The following is a 16,182-nucleotide window of genomic DNA, read 5'->3' as shown; positions in this document are numbered from 1 at the left end:
TGTTAAGTGCTTTACCTATGTATTTCATCTATGTGGCAATATAACTGAATATTGCCACTAATACCTTATATATCTACATGGTACGGCGAATTAAGGTCACGCTAGGTAAGTTAATTAATCGCCAACAAGCCAATAAACCAACAATGCCAACAAAGCTTGCACCAGCAATTATACCTATAATCCAAAAGTCGAAATGGAAACTAGTTTGCATATTAAAGAGGTTAGTTTGTAATAAATACACAGTTAACTCCATTGCCATACTTGCCATTAGGCCAGCTATAGCCCCTAAAGCAACAAACTCAAATAATACACTGTTTCTAAGTAAAGTCCCTTTCGCGCCAATGGTTCTTAAAATTGCGATTTCTCTTTCTCGCTCTTCCATACTTGCTTGCACTTGAGCAATCAGGACGAGGCAGCCTGCCATCACAACTAACACTAAAATAAATTGAACCGCTTTTGATACTTGTTCAATCACTTTACGTAATTGGTCGATCATAGCATCAATATCAATAATACTGATCGTTGGGTAGTCAGCGAGAAACGATTGCATCATTTTCTTTTTCTCTTTAGAGACATAGAGTGATGCAATAAAGCTTGCCGGAAAATCAGCTAAAACTTGCGGGCTAAAAATCATATAGAAATTTGGCTGCATAGATTGCCAATTCACTGTACGAATTGAGGTAACAGGCACTTTGATTGTGTCACTACCTAACTGAAAGGTTAATTCGTCACCCAATTCTATGCTTAAGCGCTCAGCCAAACGTTCTTCAATTGACACCTCAGCAGTTGTTGAAGTTTCATCCCACCAGCTACCTTGGATGATTTCATTTTCGTTTGGAAGTTGAGCACGCCAGGTTAAATTAAGCTCTCGTCCTACGCCTCTACGGCCATTATCATCACCATTATTTTCTTCTTTTGTTACACGCTTTTTAATTTGATCGCTATTGATTGCCGTTAAACGCCCACGGATTACCGCATATAAATCACTCGAAACAATGTCGTTATTTTCAATAAAATTTTCTACTTCATCTTTTTGATCATGGGCTATATTCACTAAAAATAAATTAGGGGCATTTTCTGGTAACTGTGCTTGCCACTCAGACAATAAAGCACTTTTAATGACAACAATCATTAATAACAGTTTAATAGCGATGGTAAAACTGACGAGTTGTACACTGTTAGCTGCAGCCCGCCTCTTTAAATTAGCCATAGCTAGGTGCCAAGCCGCACCTGATTTACTACCAACCGTGCGGCTCAAACTCATCAAACCTCGTCCAAGAACAAGTAATAACGCAGAAACTAAAATGCCTGATAATAGTAAGTTGATACTTAACGTTATGTTTCGGCTAAAAAGCACTAATAAAAAGAACAATGCTAATATGGGAGGTAATACTTGCAAGATTCGCTGAGCTAACGACTGCTTCCCTTCAACAAAGTTTTCATCTCTTAAGGTCACTAATGGTGAGGTAGCAATTAATTGCTTTAATGGCACTAATGCAAAAGCAACAGCACAAACTCCCCCAGTTAATACCGCCATAGCAAATGGATAAAAGCCAATCGGCATTAATTGATACGACAATATTGAGAAGGTATCTTGGCTTGCTTGATTAAGCTGTACCGGTAAATAGTCTTTTATCGCATATAAGCCTAACTGCGCTAATACATACCCGCAAAACAAACCTATTAAAATACTGACAAGACTTAAACTTGTCCAATGTAAAACATACAATTTACGAATATGTGATAACGATGCTCCCATCGCTTTATATACGGCAACACTGTTTTGGTGTTTTTGCCCATAACGTCTACTCGCTACTGCAACCGCAACTGCCGCTAAAATTATGCCTAATAAGCTTGCCAGCGATAAGTATTTTTCAGCGCGGTTTAACGCTCTTGATAAGGGTGATTGGCTCGACTGAATATCATACCAACGTTGGGTATCGTTTAGTTGTGGCTTAATCCAATCATCTAATGCTTTGATATCGTTTGGATGGCCAGCAAATAAATATTTATAGGTGATTCGGCTTCCCGCTTGTACTAAATTTGTCGCTTTTAAATCATCAAGATTTAGTATTACTTTAACCCCTGATGTAAAAACACTAAAAGAAGCATCAGGAATTTGCTCAGCTACACCAGCAATAACAACTTGGGTATCACCTATTTCAATAACATCTCCAACCGATACCGATAATAAAGAAAGGAGTTTAGGCTCCACATACACACTACCCTGCTCTGGTGCATGCATAGCTTGTGCTGTAGAGTTTTCACCTGAACTAATTAATAGCTCACCACGTAAAGGGTAAGCATCAGTAGTAGCAACTAACTCAACTAATTGCATATTATCACCAGCAAAAACCATAGATGACATTAAGACTTGCTCTGCTTGAGAAATATTTAATTGCTGACTTTGCTGTGATATTAAAGTTAAGTTGAGTTCAACTTTTTCATCATCAAGTGAACGACTAGTACGCAATATACGATCAGCAGCAATAAAGCTGGTGCTTTCGTTGAGTAAAGCTTGTTTAATTTGCCCAGAAAAACCCGCGAGTGAAAAAACACTCATTACGCCTAAAATAATTGCAAGCATGATAATCGTTAGTTCACCACGCTTTAATTCATGAAAAAACAATCGCATTGACTGCTTAGCCCAATTAGAAATTAAATGACTCATACGTTTGCTGACTTAATGATAGATTGCTGAAGTGTTTGTTCATTTTGTTCTGATGTCTGATCATCCAAACTGGCTTGACTGCTCAAATGACCATTACTCATTTCAACACTGCGCTGACAACGATCGGCTAACGATAAGTCATGAGTCACCAATACAAGCGTAGTACCGAAGCGTTTATTCAAATCAAATAATAATTCTGTGATATGGTTTGAGGTTTGTTTGTCCAAATTACCTGTTGGCTCATCAGCAAACAAAATATCAGGTTTAGTAATAAAGGCGCGCGCTATTGCAACACGTTGTTGCTCTCCTCCTGATAATTGAGACGGAAAATGATTGGCTCTATCACTTAATCCTACTTGTGCTAGAAGTGCCAATGCATCCTCTTTTGCATCCTTATCATTAGCAAGCTCTGCCGGTAACATGACATTTTCTAACGCTGTTAAACTATTAACCAATAGAAATTGTTGGAAGATAAAGCCAACATGATCAGCTCTGACTTGACTACGTTCTTCTTCATTTAGCTGGTGCAAAGGCTTGTTTTTAAGATAAACTTCACCTTGTGAAGGTAAATCTAATCCTGCTAAAAGTGATAAAAGTGTTGTTTTTCCTGACCCAGATGAGCCAACAATAGCAACAGTTTCACCTTTATATACCGTTAAGTCTATCCCCTTTAGTAATTGCAATTGCTTATTTTCTAAAGATACCGACTTAGTAATCGATTGAGTTTTAAGAATAATTTCGGATTTAAATGTCATGTTTAAAAATACTTATTTAAGTGTGTTACGGCTAATAGTTATGGTTGCGTTATTCTATTCAACAGCCAGTTTTAGTGAACAAAAACAACCAGACTCTATTTTAATACTAGGTGACAGCCTTAGCGCAAGTTTTGGTTTAAAAGAAAATCAAGGTTGGGTTTACCAACTAAACCAAGTATTACACCAACGTAACGCACCTTATAAGTTAATCAATGCTAGCATCAGTGGTGAGACTACAGGCGGTGCGCTAGCTAGGCTGCCTAACATTTTAACAAAACAAAATATTGATTATTTATTAATAGAATTAGGTGGAAATGATGGCCTTAGAGGCTTTCCACCAAAGCTAATTAAAAATAACTTGTTACAAATAATTGCCTTAGCCGAAGATAAAGGCATTAAAGTTCTATTGATGGAAATTAAAATACCGCCTAATTATGGACAGCGTTATAATCAATTATTTAATCAAACATTTGTCGATGTGGCTAATCAAGCTAATATACCATTATTACCTTTTTTTATGGAAGAAATTGCTATAAATCCAGACTTAATGCAAACAGATGGCATTCACCCGAACTTAGCGGCACAACCCCTAATTGTAGAGTTTATGGACAAAACACTTAATAATTTTATTTCACCACCTTTAGCTTTAATGGAAAAGTAACCCTATGGATTTTATCTGGATATTTTTCGCTTTTATTTGCGGTTTAGCAGCAAAAACAATAAATCTTCCTCCTTCTATTGGTTTTTTAGCCGCCGGATTCACCTTGCACTTTTATGGTTACCAGGCTGATGAAAGTTTGCGAGTTTTGAGTGACCTAGGCATTACTATTATGTTATTCACCATAGGTTTAAAGCTTAATGTCAAAAGTTTATTTAAAAATGAAGTTTGGTTAACTAGTTCATTACACACTATAATCTGGATAGTTTTTACCATTAGTGTTATGAAACTTTTTGCCTTACTCACTATCAACTACTTCACAGGCTTAGACTTTTACACCTTACTATTAATTGCTTTTGCATTAAGTTTCAGTAGCACGGTTTGTGTAGTAAAACTGCTTGAAGAAAATGGCGAAATGCGCACCCGCCATGGAAAAATTGCAATTGGTATCCTTGTAATACAAGATATTCTTGCCGTAGGATTTTTAGTATTTGCTACCGGTAAAGTCCCTTCAATTTGGGCATTCGCCTTATTAGGATTATTTTTAGTTCGTCCACTAATTAAAAAATTAGTCAATCACGTAGGTCACGGTGAACTCATTCCACTGATGGGATTTTTCATCGCATTAGGCAGCTATGAGTTATTTGAATTGGTAAATATAAAAGGTGATTTAGGCGCGTTAATTATGGGGATGTTCTTAGCTTCACATCCGAAAGCCTCTGAAATTAATAAATCATTAATTAGCTTTAAAGATCTTTTTTTAATAGGCTTCTTTTTATCTATTGGCTTTAGTGCATTGCCTACATTTGAAATGCTAAGCCTAGCTTTGTTGCTAGTACTGTTATTACCCGTTAAGTTTGCGCTGTTTTTTGGCTTATTAAGTTTAATGAAAATTAGATGTCGTACCGCTTTTTTAAGCGCATTAACCTTAGGCAACTTTAGCGAATTTGGATTAATTGTCGCAGCTATAAGCACCACCAATGGTTGGCTTACTAATGAGTGGTTAGTTATTTTAGCCTTAACGGTTGCCATCTCCTTCGTGATAACTAATGTGCTTTATCGATTTGCACATAGCTTCTTTAGTCATACTAAACATATTTTCCAACGCTTTGAACGTAAGCATTGTTTAGCTGAGGACACTTTTTCTCAACCCAGTCATGCACCTATCGTCATTATTGGCTTAGGTCGTGTCGGTATGGGTGCTTACCGGGCACTGACTGAACACAGTGACAAAAAAGCATGGGGGTTAGAGGCTGAAAAAGAAAAAGTTTCTTGGTTAACTCAACAAGGTGTTCAAGCATTTTATGGTGATGCTGAAGATGGCTTTTTTTGGGAACGAATAGACTTAACTAAAATAGAGTTAGTGTTATTAGCGCTTCCAAACACAATTGACAGTATGAATGTTACCGAGCAACTACAGATAGCCGGTTATAACGGAAAAATTGCTGCTATTGCTCGATATGACGATGAAAGGGAGAAACTTGAAGCCTACGGTATTGATAAAGTATTTAACTTTTATTCAGAGGCTGGTGTTGGTTTTGCGGATGAAAGTATTGCCTTGATTGATACAAATAGATAACTAATCACTTGGCTGTGGATATACTGTGAAAAAACAGTGCACAGCCAGTTCAAACATTGTGATTAAAAAGAAGAATCACATATATTGTAACGCTAAACAAGATTTTTAACCTTTAAAAATCAAATAGATAAAAAAAGGGAAAAATAATTCGCATTTGTAAAAACATCCACTACACTTAATAAATACAAGTTAAGCAGTTTGCACAACTTTTGGGCTTATTGCTTAATTTAACACCAACCACTACTCGTGGAAAAGTGATGCTCGCGCACTCTTTTGACTAGTTTATTTATTGGAATAAATTAGCCTAAGTAATGATGGTAATGTGTTTGTAGTGTTATCCTAATGGATTAATTAGCGCACGGCTCAAACCCCTTTGAGCCATTCCCTTGAGCCCGAATAGATTATTCGGGCTTTTTTTTATGATTTATATCAATTGAATTCTCTATATGGCTATTCAGCGAGAATACTAATTTATCTTGCCATTAAAGGTTAAATAAACGATTAAAGTTGTCTGTGGTTAATTTTGCGATTGTTTCCACAGACTGACCTCTAATACTTGCTAAATGTTTAGCAACTTCAACTACGTAGGCAGGTTGATTTTCTTTACCGCGATAAGGCACTGGAGCTAAATATGGCGCGTCCGTTTCAATTAGTAGCTTGTCATCTGGAACTAACTTTGCCACTTCCCTCAAAGCACTGGCATTTTTAAACGTGACGATACCAGAAAATGAAATATAAAAGCCTAAACCTAAAGCTTGTTCAGCCATATCCCAGCCTTCAGTAAAGCAGTGTAAAATCCCCCCTACTTCATCCGCTCCCTCAGAAATTAACGTATCTAAGGTATCTTGTTGGGCTGAGCGAGTATGAATAATCAATGGTTTGTTCAATGCTTTAGCAACGCGAATATGCTTTTTAAACGAGTCTAACTGTACTGCTTTTGTTTCGGGTGCATAATGATAATCAAGGCCTGTTTCTCCAATGGCAATAACTCGCTCTTGATCAGACAGTGATAATAACGTTTGCTCATCCACTTCATCTTCTTGGTTTAGGGGATGCATACCACATGAGATCAAAACATTATCAAAAGACTGTGTTTTCGCTAACATGGCAGGAAAGTCTTTTAAGGTGACACTCACACATAAAAGTTTATTAACTTTCTCGGCTTCTGCGGTGGCTACTACGTTGGCTAATTGGTTGTCGTGAAGAGATAAATCAAGTCTGTCTAGATGACAGTGGGAATCAATGAACAAGAATGTGCTCCATAAATTTCAAAACGTTTAACAAATATCAAACCAACTAACTTACATGGTTAACGTTGGCTCAGAAGAACTTAATTGACGAGCAATAGCCTGTTCAATTTGATTGCGTATTTTATCAGGATCGTCAGTAAAACTCACCCCTATTCCAGCGGGAGTACCATTTTGAGCACCTGTTGGTGTTAACCAGCAGACTTCGCCTTTGATCAGTGATGGCTCTAAAGAGTCTGGTAATAAGACATTTAGTTCAATTTCGCTACCAAGTTCATAAGGCTCTACAGTACGAATAAATAAGCCGCCTTCTTTTAAAAAGGGCATATATGATATATATAACTCATGCTCTGATTGAAACTCTACATTGATAGGGACCACACTCGCTCTCCTGCGTATAAATTATTTTTTATTGAAGCTTAGTTTCTTCAATAATGGCACTTATGTTGATAATAAGTTGCTCACAAGCAAATTGCTTATTAGTTTGTGTATAGGATTTTATAACTTTACACCCATTCATGATAACTTTATAGACTTGATTGATCACATCAGCAGTAAATCTTGTTTGATGCTGGCTTACAAGATTGTCTGTTAACAATTGCTCTCGTTGTAAATTCACCGTTATTTGCTCTAACCAACGCAAGGCATAATCACTCGATAATACTTGCTGTAATAGCAGGTTTTCATCTTTTTGATGGTACAAAAATGCTAAATAGCAATTTTTAAACGCTTGAAACTCTTCATAAACTAAGGGATCAGTAAGCTCAGGTAATTGGGTTAAATTAACAAAATTTGTGCTTTGTACTGATTGCTGGCTAGTGCTAATGTCTACATTATTTTCAGCTAGGCTAGCAATAAGTGCTTCACCAACAACAGGTCTTATGTTTAACACTCTAGTACGACTGATTATTGTGGGTAATAAGCTGTCAACATCATCTGTTAGCAGCACAATAATACTATTGTCTGTTGGCTCTTCAAGCGTTTTTAACAGTGCATTAGCAGCGGCTACTGTCATTAATTCACTCTGCTCAATCAGTACTGTTTTATAACGGCCAAGTTGTGCTGTTTTTTGCAAAAAGTCATTTGCATAACGAATTTCATCAACGCCTAAACTAGTCTTCTCAGCGAGTAAATGTAAATGATCAGGTAAGTTACCACTTTGTAAAAGTAAACAAGTTTTACATTGACCACATGCTGATAAGATGCCCTGTGGGTTAGGCAGGCTAGCAGGAGTTTGGCAAGCGAGTAATTGCGACAACCACTGTGCCAGTGTTAATTTTCCAGCGCCTTTAACACCCGAAATCAGTATGGCGTGAGGTAAAGTATTGTTCGTAAACTGTTGACTTAACAGTTGCTGGTGTTCAGTTAACCAAGGCTTCACATCAGACTCGCTTGGCTAGTATTGTATCGATAATACTAATCACATCAGCTAATACTTCTTCTTTTGATTGTGAGGCATCAACAACAGAAAATTTTTCTGGTAACTGTTTTGCTTGAGCTAAATAGCCATTTCTCGCTTTAATTAAAAATTCAGCCTTTTCATCTTCTAACCGATCAAGTCCTTCTCCACGGCTATGTACTCTTTTTAAGCCTTCTTTGGGGTCTAAATCTAAAATAATATTCATGTCAGGACTAAAACCTGATAAGGCAAGATCATTTATTTTGCGAATGGTCTCTAAATCAATGCCGCGCGCATAATGTTGAAAGCTGAAAGTTGCAGCATCAAAGCGATCAGAAATAACAACTTTTCCCTGTGATAATGCCGGTAGAATTTTTTCTTCAATATGCTGGGCACGACCCGCACCAAAGAGCATTAATTCAGTCATAAAAGACATTTCTGGTGTAGTTGGGTCGAGAATTACCTCTCTAATTTTCTCACCAATAGTTGTTCCACCTGGCTCTCTCGTTAATAAAACATCAAAGCCTTTTGCTGTTAAATACTTTTCAACACTTTGAATTACTGTCGTTTTACCTGCGCCATTACTGCCATCAAAGACAAGCATAAAGCCTTTATTCATATTTCTCTCATTTTAAACTGTTACCTTTATGGTATACGCACCATGATATATAGGTTTTAAACTGACAACAACACCTATACTAATTCATATCAAACACTTACATAGTTATTTCAGTGATAATCTTAGTGTTCACTGAATTAGCTATAAAGCATTGTTCGTGTGCTTGGTGATGCATTTTCTCAAGTTGCGCCATAGTGACTTGTTGCTCATTTGAAAACACAACTTTCGGTCTTAAAGTGACTTTTGTTATTGCGACTTTACCTTCGTTATTTTTTTCCATCAGCCCTTCAGCTAAGTCAATGTATGAATCTACAACGAATTTTTTCTTGGCCGCAATAGATAAGAAAAACAACATATGACAGCTGGACAATGAAGCAACAAACGCTTCTTCAGGGTCAACATTTTCAGCTAGCGAGTACGGAGTTGGCACAATGTGAGGTGATGATGAAGCCGGAACGCATACTCCACCATCAAAATGCCAATCATGGCCTCTGCTATACCGATTATCGGTAAAAGGCTCACCTTTACCCCTAAGCCATTTTATTTGAGCAGAGTATACTGACATTATATATTCCTTTTACAAACGGTAAGTGACTAAAAAGTTATTATCGACTCTTACTAACTAAGAATCAGTAGCGTCAGCATGAGCCGTTAACCATGCATAACACCCATAGTTTTAATTTCACAAATCAATGGGTATTATTTATTCCTTTGTTTAGCTAAATAATCAGCCACAGCACGGTTATGCTCAGCCAAGGTGCGACTAAAAACATGTTTACCTTTAGCATCACTGACAAAATAGTAATAGTCACTTATTGCTGGATTTAGCGCTGCTTTCAATGCTGATAAGCTTGGCATTGCAATCGGTGTTGGCGGTAAACCATTGATCCTATATGTATTATAAAGTGTCTTTTCTCGTAAATGAGCACGGGTTATATCACCTTGATAACGCTCACCTAAGCCATATATAACGGTTGGATCTGTTTGTAAACGCATTCTTTTAGCTAAACGGTTAATAAAAACAGAGGCAATCAGTGGCTGCTCTGGTATATGACTGGTTTCTTTTTCAATGATAGAGGCCATAATCAAAGCTTCATATGGGCTCTCATAAGGTAATCCTGACGCTCTTTGCTGCCATTCCTTCTCGAGTACCTCTGCCATCTTTTGATGAGCTCGTGTAAGCAATTGTACATCTGTAGTACCTTGCGTAAATGCATAAGTGTCGGGGAAGAACCAGCCTTCAGGGTTTGTTTGTTCAATGCCAAAGTAGCGAGAAATTTCTGATATGGGTTGGTTTTTCACGGTTTGAACTATGTGTGGTTGTGTAGCAAGTTGCGCTAACCATTGTTTAATCGTAGAGCCTTCTACAAAGGTTAGATGAAATTGATGCTCTTTACCGCTAGAAAGCATTGATAGTAACTCCTGTAAATTACTATCAGCATTGACTTGATAAGTGCCAGCTTTGATCTGGACACACTCTGGATATAAGCGAGCATAAGCACGAAGCCAAAATCTGTTTTCTATCCATTCTTTATTGACCAGTTGTTTTGCCAATTTCCCTACCGATACACCTTTATCTACGGTAAGCAGTTGTTGCTGAGAAATATTTAATGGTTGTTGTATTTGCTTTTCGAGCATGAGAAAGAAACTCAACATAAGCAAGACAGATAAAATGATAGCTGCAATTAAGCTTTTTATTAGGACACGCTTCATCATTTAGAATCACTTACATTATTTTCAGCCACTTTCAACATAACATTTTGTACTAATTCTCTTGATAGTGAATTACCATTAAATGTAGCTATAGGTATTACTCCTGTTACACAATTACAGATAAACATGGCTTGCGCTTTTGAAATAGTCGATAAGTCACATATGCTCACTATCGTGTCAGGAAAAAGTTTGAGAATTGTTTGACGCATAATGCCATTAACACCACTGTGCGTTATTGCAGGTGTATGTAACCTTCCATCCAAAAAGAAAAATACATTAGCGCTTGTTGCTTCTACAACTTCATCATTCATATTTAGCACTAGCAGATCATCATAATCGCTATTCACAAGCTCTTGCTTAATCATGACTTGTTCTAGGCGATTTAAATGCTTTAAACCAGCTAACATAGGGTTTAACCCTAATTTTTGCTTACTTACTCCTAAATGGAGCCCTGATATTGCTAATTCATGATAAGAGCTAGGGAAGTCATGCACCACGATAATAAGATCATAATTGTTTAACGCTGAGCGGGCATAACCACGACCACCACTATTAGCGGTGATCATAACTTTAAGCACAGCTAATTGATAATCACCCGCCACTTCCATTAATTGTTTTGTTAAGGCTTCTTGATTTGGAGCATTAATGCCTAATGATTTACAGCCAGTCATTAGTCGCTCAATATGCAAAGGTAAATATTGAATTTTTCCTTGATGGATTTTTGCTGTTGTGAACAAACCATCGCCATAAGCGAGACCACGATTTTCAATATCAATATGGTTTTGCTGAACACCATTTACCAAACAACGTTTCATCATGATTTTTATTATAGAAGCTAAATACAGGTGATAAAAAAGCCTGAAGACTTTCGCAAAGATGCTAAGTATTCAGGCTTAATCAATTGATTTCAAGTTTTTTAATCAAGTTTAAGTTTTGATCAAATTTCAGCGCTATACCTTTTTGAAAATAAGCGAGCCGTTTGTGCCACCAAAACCAAATGAATTACATAACACGTAATCTAAGTTAACATCACGAGCCGAACCGCGAATATAATCTAAGTCACAACCTTCATCAGGGTTATCTAAATTAATGGTTGGAGGAACTGCATTATTAACCAAAGCTTGTACACTAAATATAGCTTCAATTGCACCTGCTGCACCTAACAGATGGCCAGTCATTGATTTGGTTGACCCCATAAGCACATTATAAGCATCAGCGCCAAAAACAGATTTTACAGCATTCGTTTCTGCGATATCACCGGCAGGCGTTGATGTTCCGTGAGCATTAATATAACCCACTTTATCAGCCGCTAATTTAGCATCATTCAATGCATTCACCATGGCACGTGCTGCACCTGCACCATCAGCTGGGGGCGAAGTCATATGATAAGCATCGCCACTCATACCAAAGCCAACTAATTCAGCATAAATTTTAGCACCACGTGCTTTTGCATGTTCGTATTCTTCAACCACTACTACGCCTGCACCATCACCTAAAACAAAGCCATCTCGGTCTTTATCCCATGGGCGAGATGCTGCCTCTGGATCATCATTACGTGTTGATAAAGCACGTGCGGCACCAAAGCCTCCCATACCTAACGTTGTAGAAGCTTTTTCAGCCCCACCAGCAACCATAGCATCGGCATCACCATAAGCAATCATACGTGCTGCATGGCCAATATTATGAACACCACTAGTACAAGCAGTAGTAATAGAAATATTTGGTCCTTGTAAGCCAAACATAATAGACAAGTGACCAGAAATCATATTAATGATGGTTGAAGGTACAAAAAACGGAGAAAGTTTCTTTGGCGTGCCCATTTTTAACATTTTTTCATGGTTTTGCTCAATAAGGCCTAAACCACCAATACCTGAACCAACGGCCACACCAATACGAGGTGCGTTTTCTTCACTTATTTCAAGGCCTGAATCTTTAAGTGCCTGAACACCTGCTGCCACACCATATTGAATGAAAAGATCCATTTTTTTGGCTTCTTTTCTTTCCATGTAGTTTTGTGCATCAAATCCTTTAACCATACCAGCAAATTTGGTTGAGTATTCTGATGTATCAAAATGTTCAATATTACTGATACCACTTTTACCAAGTAGTAAGTTTTCCCAAGTTTCCTCAGGTGTATTGCCTAATGGGCTAAGCATACCGAGACCGGTAACAACAACACGTCTCATTGTGTTTTACCTCAATGATATTTTTAAAAATAAGATATAAAAAAAGCGGACACTTAAGGATAAGTATACCGCTCTTTCTCAATACATTTTCAAGCCACGTTTTTCAACGTAGTTTTCATTACAAATCGGTAATTACTGGTTAGCAGTAACGTAGTCGATTGCTGCTTGAACTGTAGTGATTTTTTCAGCTTCTTCGTCAGGAATTTCAGTATCAAATTCTTCTTCTAACGCCATTACTAATTCTACTGTATCTAATGAATCAGCACCTAAATCATCAACGAAAGATGAGTCAGTTTTAACTTCGGCTTCACTAACACCTAATTGCTCAATAGTGATTTTTTTTACGCGTTCTTCGATAGTACTCATTTTTTTTCCTTTACTTACTGAAAGTGCAGTTTTTCAAATTGCGTGTAGTTTATTCGTCAACAGCTCTCCATGCAAGCATCAAGTTGTATTTTTTACGTGGTCTAACCTGTTGACTTGTATTGATTTGCTTAAAACCAACAACTAATTTTTCATTCAAAGCCTTTAAATTAAAGGCTTAAACCATGTACATACCACCATTAACATGGATGGTTTCGCCAGTGATATAAGCAGCAGCATCAGAGGCTAAAAAAGCAACAGTAGTTGCTATTTCTTCCGGCTTACCTAATCGATTTGCTGGAACTTGAGAGAAAATCCCCTCTTTTTGCTCGTCGGTAAGCGTTTGTGTCATATCTGTATCAATAAAGCCAGGTGCAATAGTATTAACGGTGATACCACGCGAAGCGACTTCACGCGCTAATGACTTAGTAAAGCCTAGAAGGCCCGCTTTCGCCGTTGCATAGTTTACTTGTCCTGCATTGCCCATAGAACCAACTACAGAGCCAATATTAATAATACGACCATCACGCTTTTTCATCATAGGACGAATAGACGCTTTGCTTACTTTATAAATAGAAGTTAAGTTAGTATCGATAATATCTTGCCACTCATCATCTTTCATACGCATAAATAAGTTATCTCGGGTAATTCCCGCATTATTTACTAGAATATCAACACTACCATGGGTTTCTTTAATTGCCGCAAATACTGATGCAATTGAATCATCGCTAGTAACATTTAATACTAAACCATTACCAGCGCCTAAGTATTCTGAAATTTTTGTTGCACCATGCTCTGAAGTAGCGGTACCTACAACCGTCGCACCTAATGCTTGTAACTGGCTAGCGATAGCTTTACCAATACCACGACTTGCACCTGTAACTAGGGCAACTTTTCCTGTTAATGAAAACATACTATTTCCTATTCTTGAATCAATTCTTTAGCTTTAGCTAACGTATCTTCACTATTGAAAGATACACAGCTGATATTTTTATTAATGCGTTTTATTAAACCTTGTAATACTTTACCAGGACCAACTTCAACCATTTGAGTAATACCTTGCTCACCAAGCTGGGTCATAGTTTCACTCCAACGTACAGGGCTATATAGCTGCTTAACTAAAGCAATTTTGATTGCTTCAATATCAGTTTCTATTGCAACATCAACGTTATTAACAACACTAATAGTTGGCGTGTTAAAAGTAATACTTTCCAGATCGGCCGCTAATTTATCTGCAGCATCAGCCATTAATGCACAGTGAGACGGAACACTCACAGGTAAAGGTAACACGCGTTTTGCACCTGCGGCTTTACATAACTCCCCTGCGCGTTCAACAGCACTTTTATGGCCAGCAATAACCACTTGACCTGGAGAGTTAAAATTAACAGCAGACACAACTTCACCGGCTTGTGCTTCTTCACAAGCAGTTACGATGGCGTCATCGTCCAAGCCAATAACAGCTGCCATTGCACCCACACCTGCTGGTACGCAATCTTGCATGTATTCACCACGCTTTTCGACTAACTTAACCCCATCAACTAATGAAATCACTCCTGCACAGACTAGCGCTGAATACTCACCTAAACTATGACCAGCAACAACTGTTGGTAAAGTAACATTTTCAGCTTGCCACACTCGCCATAACGCAACACTTGCAGTGAGTAGTGCAGGCTGAGTAAAATTTGTTTGATTTAATTTTTCTGCTGGGCCTTCAGCAACTAATTGCCACAAGTCATAGCCTAACGCGCTTGAAGCTTCTTTAAACGTATTTTGAACTATATCGTTATCACTAAAGTCACTTAGCATAGCGACAGCTTGTGAACCTTGCCCGGGAAAAACGAAAGCTAAATGGCCTTGTAAAGATGTATTTTGCATATGATTAAACTTCTCTTTTTAACTATTTTATCTTTAATTGAATAAGATTATTGCGGCGACAGACCTTGCTCTAAAGAGTTTTTAATTTTTTCAGGAACTTGTCGGTCTACTTCTTTTACTGCCTCCATAATGGCTGAGAAAAAAGCGTTTGAATTTGCATTTCCGTGGCTTTTAACCACAATACCGCGCAATCCTATCAAACTTGCGCCATTATACTGGTCGGGGTTCATGGATTTGAGCATTTTTTTTAAGCTAGATTTTAATATGGGTGCCAGTAGCTTAACCAAAAAACTTTGACTAAATACTGATTTAGACTTTTTATACACCAAGCGTGCAACACCTTCACAGGTTTTTAACGTTACATTGCCAACAAAACCGTCACAAACAATCACATCTGCTTTATTTGAGAAAATATCACTACCTTCAATAAAACCAACATAATTGATACTTGTGTTTTCTGCTAACTCAAGTGCAGCAAGCTTTATATGGTCGCTTCCCTTCATAGCTTCTTCACCCATATTTAGTAACGCGATACGAGGTTTTTCGATACCGTCAACTTGCTGAGCCAATACAGAACCCATGACACCGAACTGATATAACACATGCGAATCACAAAAAACATTTGCGCCTAAATCAAGCATAAAAACATGCTTATCATCATCATGAGTTGGTAAAGAAGAAATTAAAGCAGGACGCTCAACACCTGGCAGTGTTTTTAATACAAAATGTGCCATTGAAAACAATGCACCAGTATTTCCAGCACTGACACAAGCTTGTGCTTTACCTTCATTTACAAGATCTAACGCTTTACGCATTGATGAGTCTTTTTTGTTACGAAGAGCAAAAGCAGGTTTATCATCCATTTCTACGGTTTGTGACGTTGAATAAACAGATAATTGTTTGTGCGTTGATAAAGCGTGTGAAGAAATATTATATTGAGCAAGTGTTGTAGTAATAATATATTCATCACCACAAAGAATAAGGTGCAAAGTAGGCATACTATTAATTGCCATTATTGCAGCGGGGATCGTTACAAGGGGGCCTTGATCGCCCCCCATAACATCTAACGCTAAGGTTAGATTATTTGAACTATTCAAGCTCAAATTTAAAAGCTATC

16 protein-coding genes are annotated in these 16,182 nt (G+C 37.6%); 2 read left to right on the top strand and 14 right to left on the bottom strand.

All coding sequences use genetic code 11. The features are described from left to right. Positions 1 to 73: 73 nt before the first annotated feature. Positions 74 to 2,671 (bottom strand): ABC transporter permease, encoded by a 2,598-nt coding sequence (locus AC27GZ_RS10065; RefSeq protein ID WP_487094848.1) that lies wholly within the window; start codon positions 2,669 to 2,671, stop codon positions 74 to 76. Continuing rightward, positions 2,668 to 3,426, bottom strand: a complete 759-nt coding sequence (locus tag AC27GZ_RS10060; protein ID WP_487094847.1) for an ABC transporter ATP-binding protein — start codon at positions 3,424 to 3,426, stop codon at positions 2,668 to 2,670. The genes AC27GZ_RS10065 and AC27GZ_RS10060 overlap by 4 nt, the downstream gene beginning before the upstream one ends. On the opposite strand from AC27GZ_RS10060, the gene AC27GZ_RS10055 reads away from it, so the two are divergent. Then, complete coding sequence (locus AC27GZ_RS10055; RefSeq protein WP_487094846.1) at positions 3,425 to 4,087, top strand: arylesterase; 663 nt, start codon at positions 3,425 to 3,427, stop codon at positions 4,085 to 4,087. The genes AC27GZ_RS10060 and AC27GZ_RS10055 overlap by 2 nt on opposite strands. A gap of 4 nt (positions 4,088 to 4,091) precedes the next feature. Continuing rightward, on the top strand, positions 4,092 to 5,663 hold the full coding sequence (locus tag AC27GZ_RS10050; RefSeq protein WP_487094844.1) for a cation:proton antiporter domain-containing protein: 1,572 nt from the start codon (positions 4,092 to 4,094) through the stop codon (positions 5,661 to 5,663). 482 nt (positions 5,664 to 6,145) lie between these two features. Here the strand turns inward: AC27GZ_RS10050 and AC27GZ_RS10045 are convergent, their stop codons facing one another. The 12 genes from AC27GZ_RS10045 to plsX form a co-directional block, all read right to left on the bottom strand. Further along, complete coding sequence (locus AC27GZ_RS10045) at positions 6,146 to 6,913, bottom strand: TatD family hydrolase (RefSeq protein ID WP_487094842.1); 768 nt, start codon at positions 6,911 to 6,913, stop codon at positions 6,146 to 6,148. Positions 6,914 to 6,964: 51 nt separating this feature from the next. Further along, positions 6,965 to 7,291 (bottom strand): PilZ domain-containing protein, encoded by a 327-nt coding sequence (locus AC27GZ_RS10040; protein WP_487094841.1) that lies wholly within the window; start codon positions 7,289 to 7,291, stop codon positions 6,965 to 6,967. A gap of 28 nt (positions 7,292 to 7,319) precedes the next feature. Next, positions 7,320 to 8,291, bottom strand: coding sequence for a DNA polymerase III subunit (locus AC27GZ_RS10035; protein WP_487094839.1), 972 nt, complete (start codon positions 8,289 to 8,291; stop codon positions 7,320 to 7,322). 1 nt (position 8,292) lies between these two features. Beyond that, positions 8,293 to 8,928, bottom strand: a complete 636-nt coding sequence (gene tmk / locus AC27GZ_RS10030) for a dTMP kinase (protein WP_487094838.1) — start codon at positions 8,926 to 8,928, stop codon at positions 8,293 to 8,295. Between the two features lie 97 nt (positions 8,929 to 9,025). Further along, positions 9,026 to 9,493 carry an OsmC family protein gene (locus AC27GZ_RS10025; RefSeq protein ID WP_487094836.1) on the bottom strand — a complete coding sequence of 156 codons (468 nt, stop codon included), beginning with the start codon at positions 9,491 to 9,493 and terminating at the stop codon, positions 9,026 to 9,028. 134 nt (positions 9,494 to 9,627) lie between these two features. Then, the gene (mltG, locus tag AC27GZ_RS10020) at positions 9,628 to 10,644 is read right to left on the bottom strand and encodes an endolytic transglycosylase MltG (RefSeq protein WP_487094835.1); all 1,017 of its coding nucleotides are present in this window, start codon (positions 10,642 to 10,644) and stop codon (positions 9,628 to 9,630) included. After that, entirely contained in the window at positions 10,641 to 11,459 is an 819-nt protein-coding gene (gene pabC, locus AC27GZ_RS10015) for an aminodeoxychorismate lyase (RefSeq protein ID WP_487094834.1), read from the bottom strand. Before pabC ends, mltG begins: the two co-directional genes overlap by 4 nt. Before the next feature lie 132 nt (positions 11,460 to 11,591). Continuing rightward, a complete protein-coding gene (gene fabF, locus AC27GZ_RS10010; protein WP_487094832.1) occupies positions 11,592 to 12,827 on the bottom strand; it encodes a beta-ketoacyl-ACP synthase II in 1,236 nt (411 codons plus the stop codon). 132 nt (positions 12,828 to 12,959) lie between these two features. Next, the gene (acpP, locus tag AC27GZ_RS10005; RefSeq protein WP_487054544.1) at positions 12,960 to 13,193 is read right to left on the bottom strand and encodes an acyl carrier protein; all 234 of its coding nucleotides are present in this window, start codon (positions 13,191 to 13,193) and stop codon (positions 12,960 to 12,962) included. Positions 13,194 to 13,368: 175 nt separating this feature from the next. Next, positions 13,369 to 14,103, bottom strand: coding sequence for a 3-oxoacyl-ACP reductase FabG (gene fabG, locus AC27GZ_RS10000; protein WP_487094831.1), 735 nt, complete (start codon positions 14,101 to 14,103; stop codon positions 13,369 to 13,371). 8 nt (positions 14,104 to 14,111) lie between these two features. Continuing rightward, positions 14,112 to 15,065, bottom strand: coding sequence for an ACP S-malonyltransferase (gene fabD, locus AC27GZ_RS09995; protein ID WP_487094830.1), 954 nt, complete (start codon positions 15,063 to 15,065; stop codon positions 14,112 to 14,114). 47 nt (positions 15,066 to 15,112) lie between these two features. Next, the gene (gene plsX / locus AC27GZ_RS09990; protein WP_487095261.1) at positions 15,113 to 16,123 is read right to left on the bottom strand and encodes a phosphate acyltransferase PlsX; all 1,011 of its coding nucleotides are present in this window, start codon (positions 16,121 to 16,123) and stop codon (positions 15,113 to 15,115) included. Between the last annotated feature and the right edge of the window lie 59 nt (positions 16,124 to 16,182).

The organism is Colwellia sp. SU-HH00943 (assembly GCF_057546125.1).
Note: the sequence above shows the minus strand (reverse complement) of the source record. Positions and strands in the feature narration are given on the sequence as shown.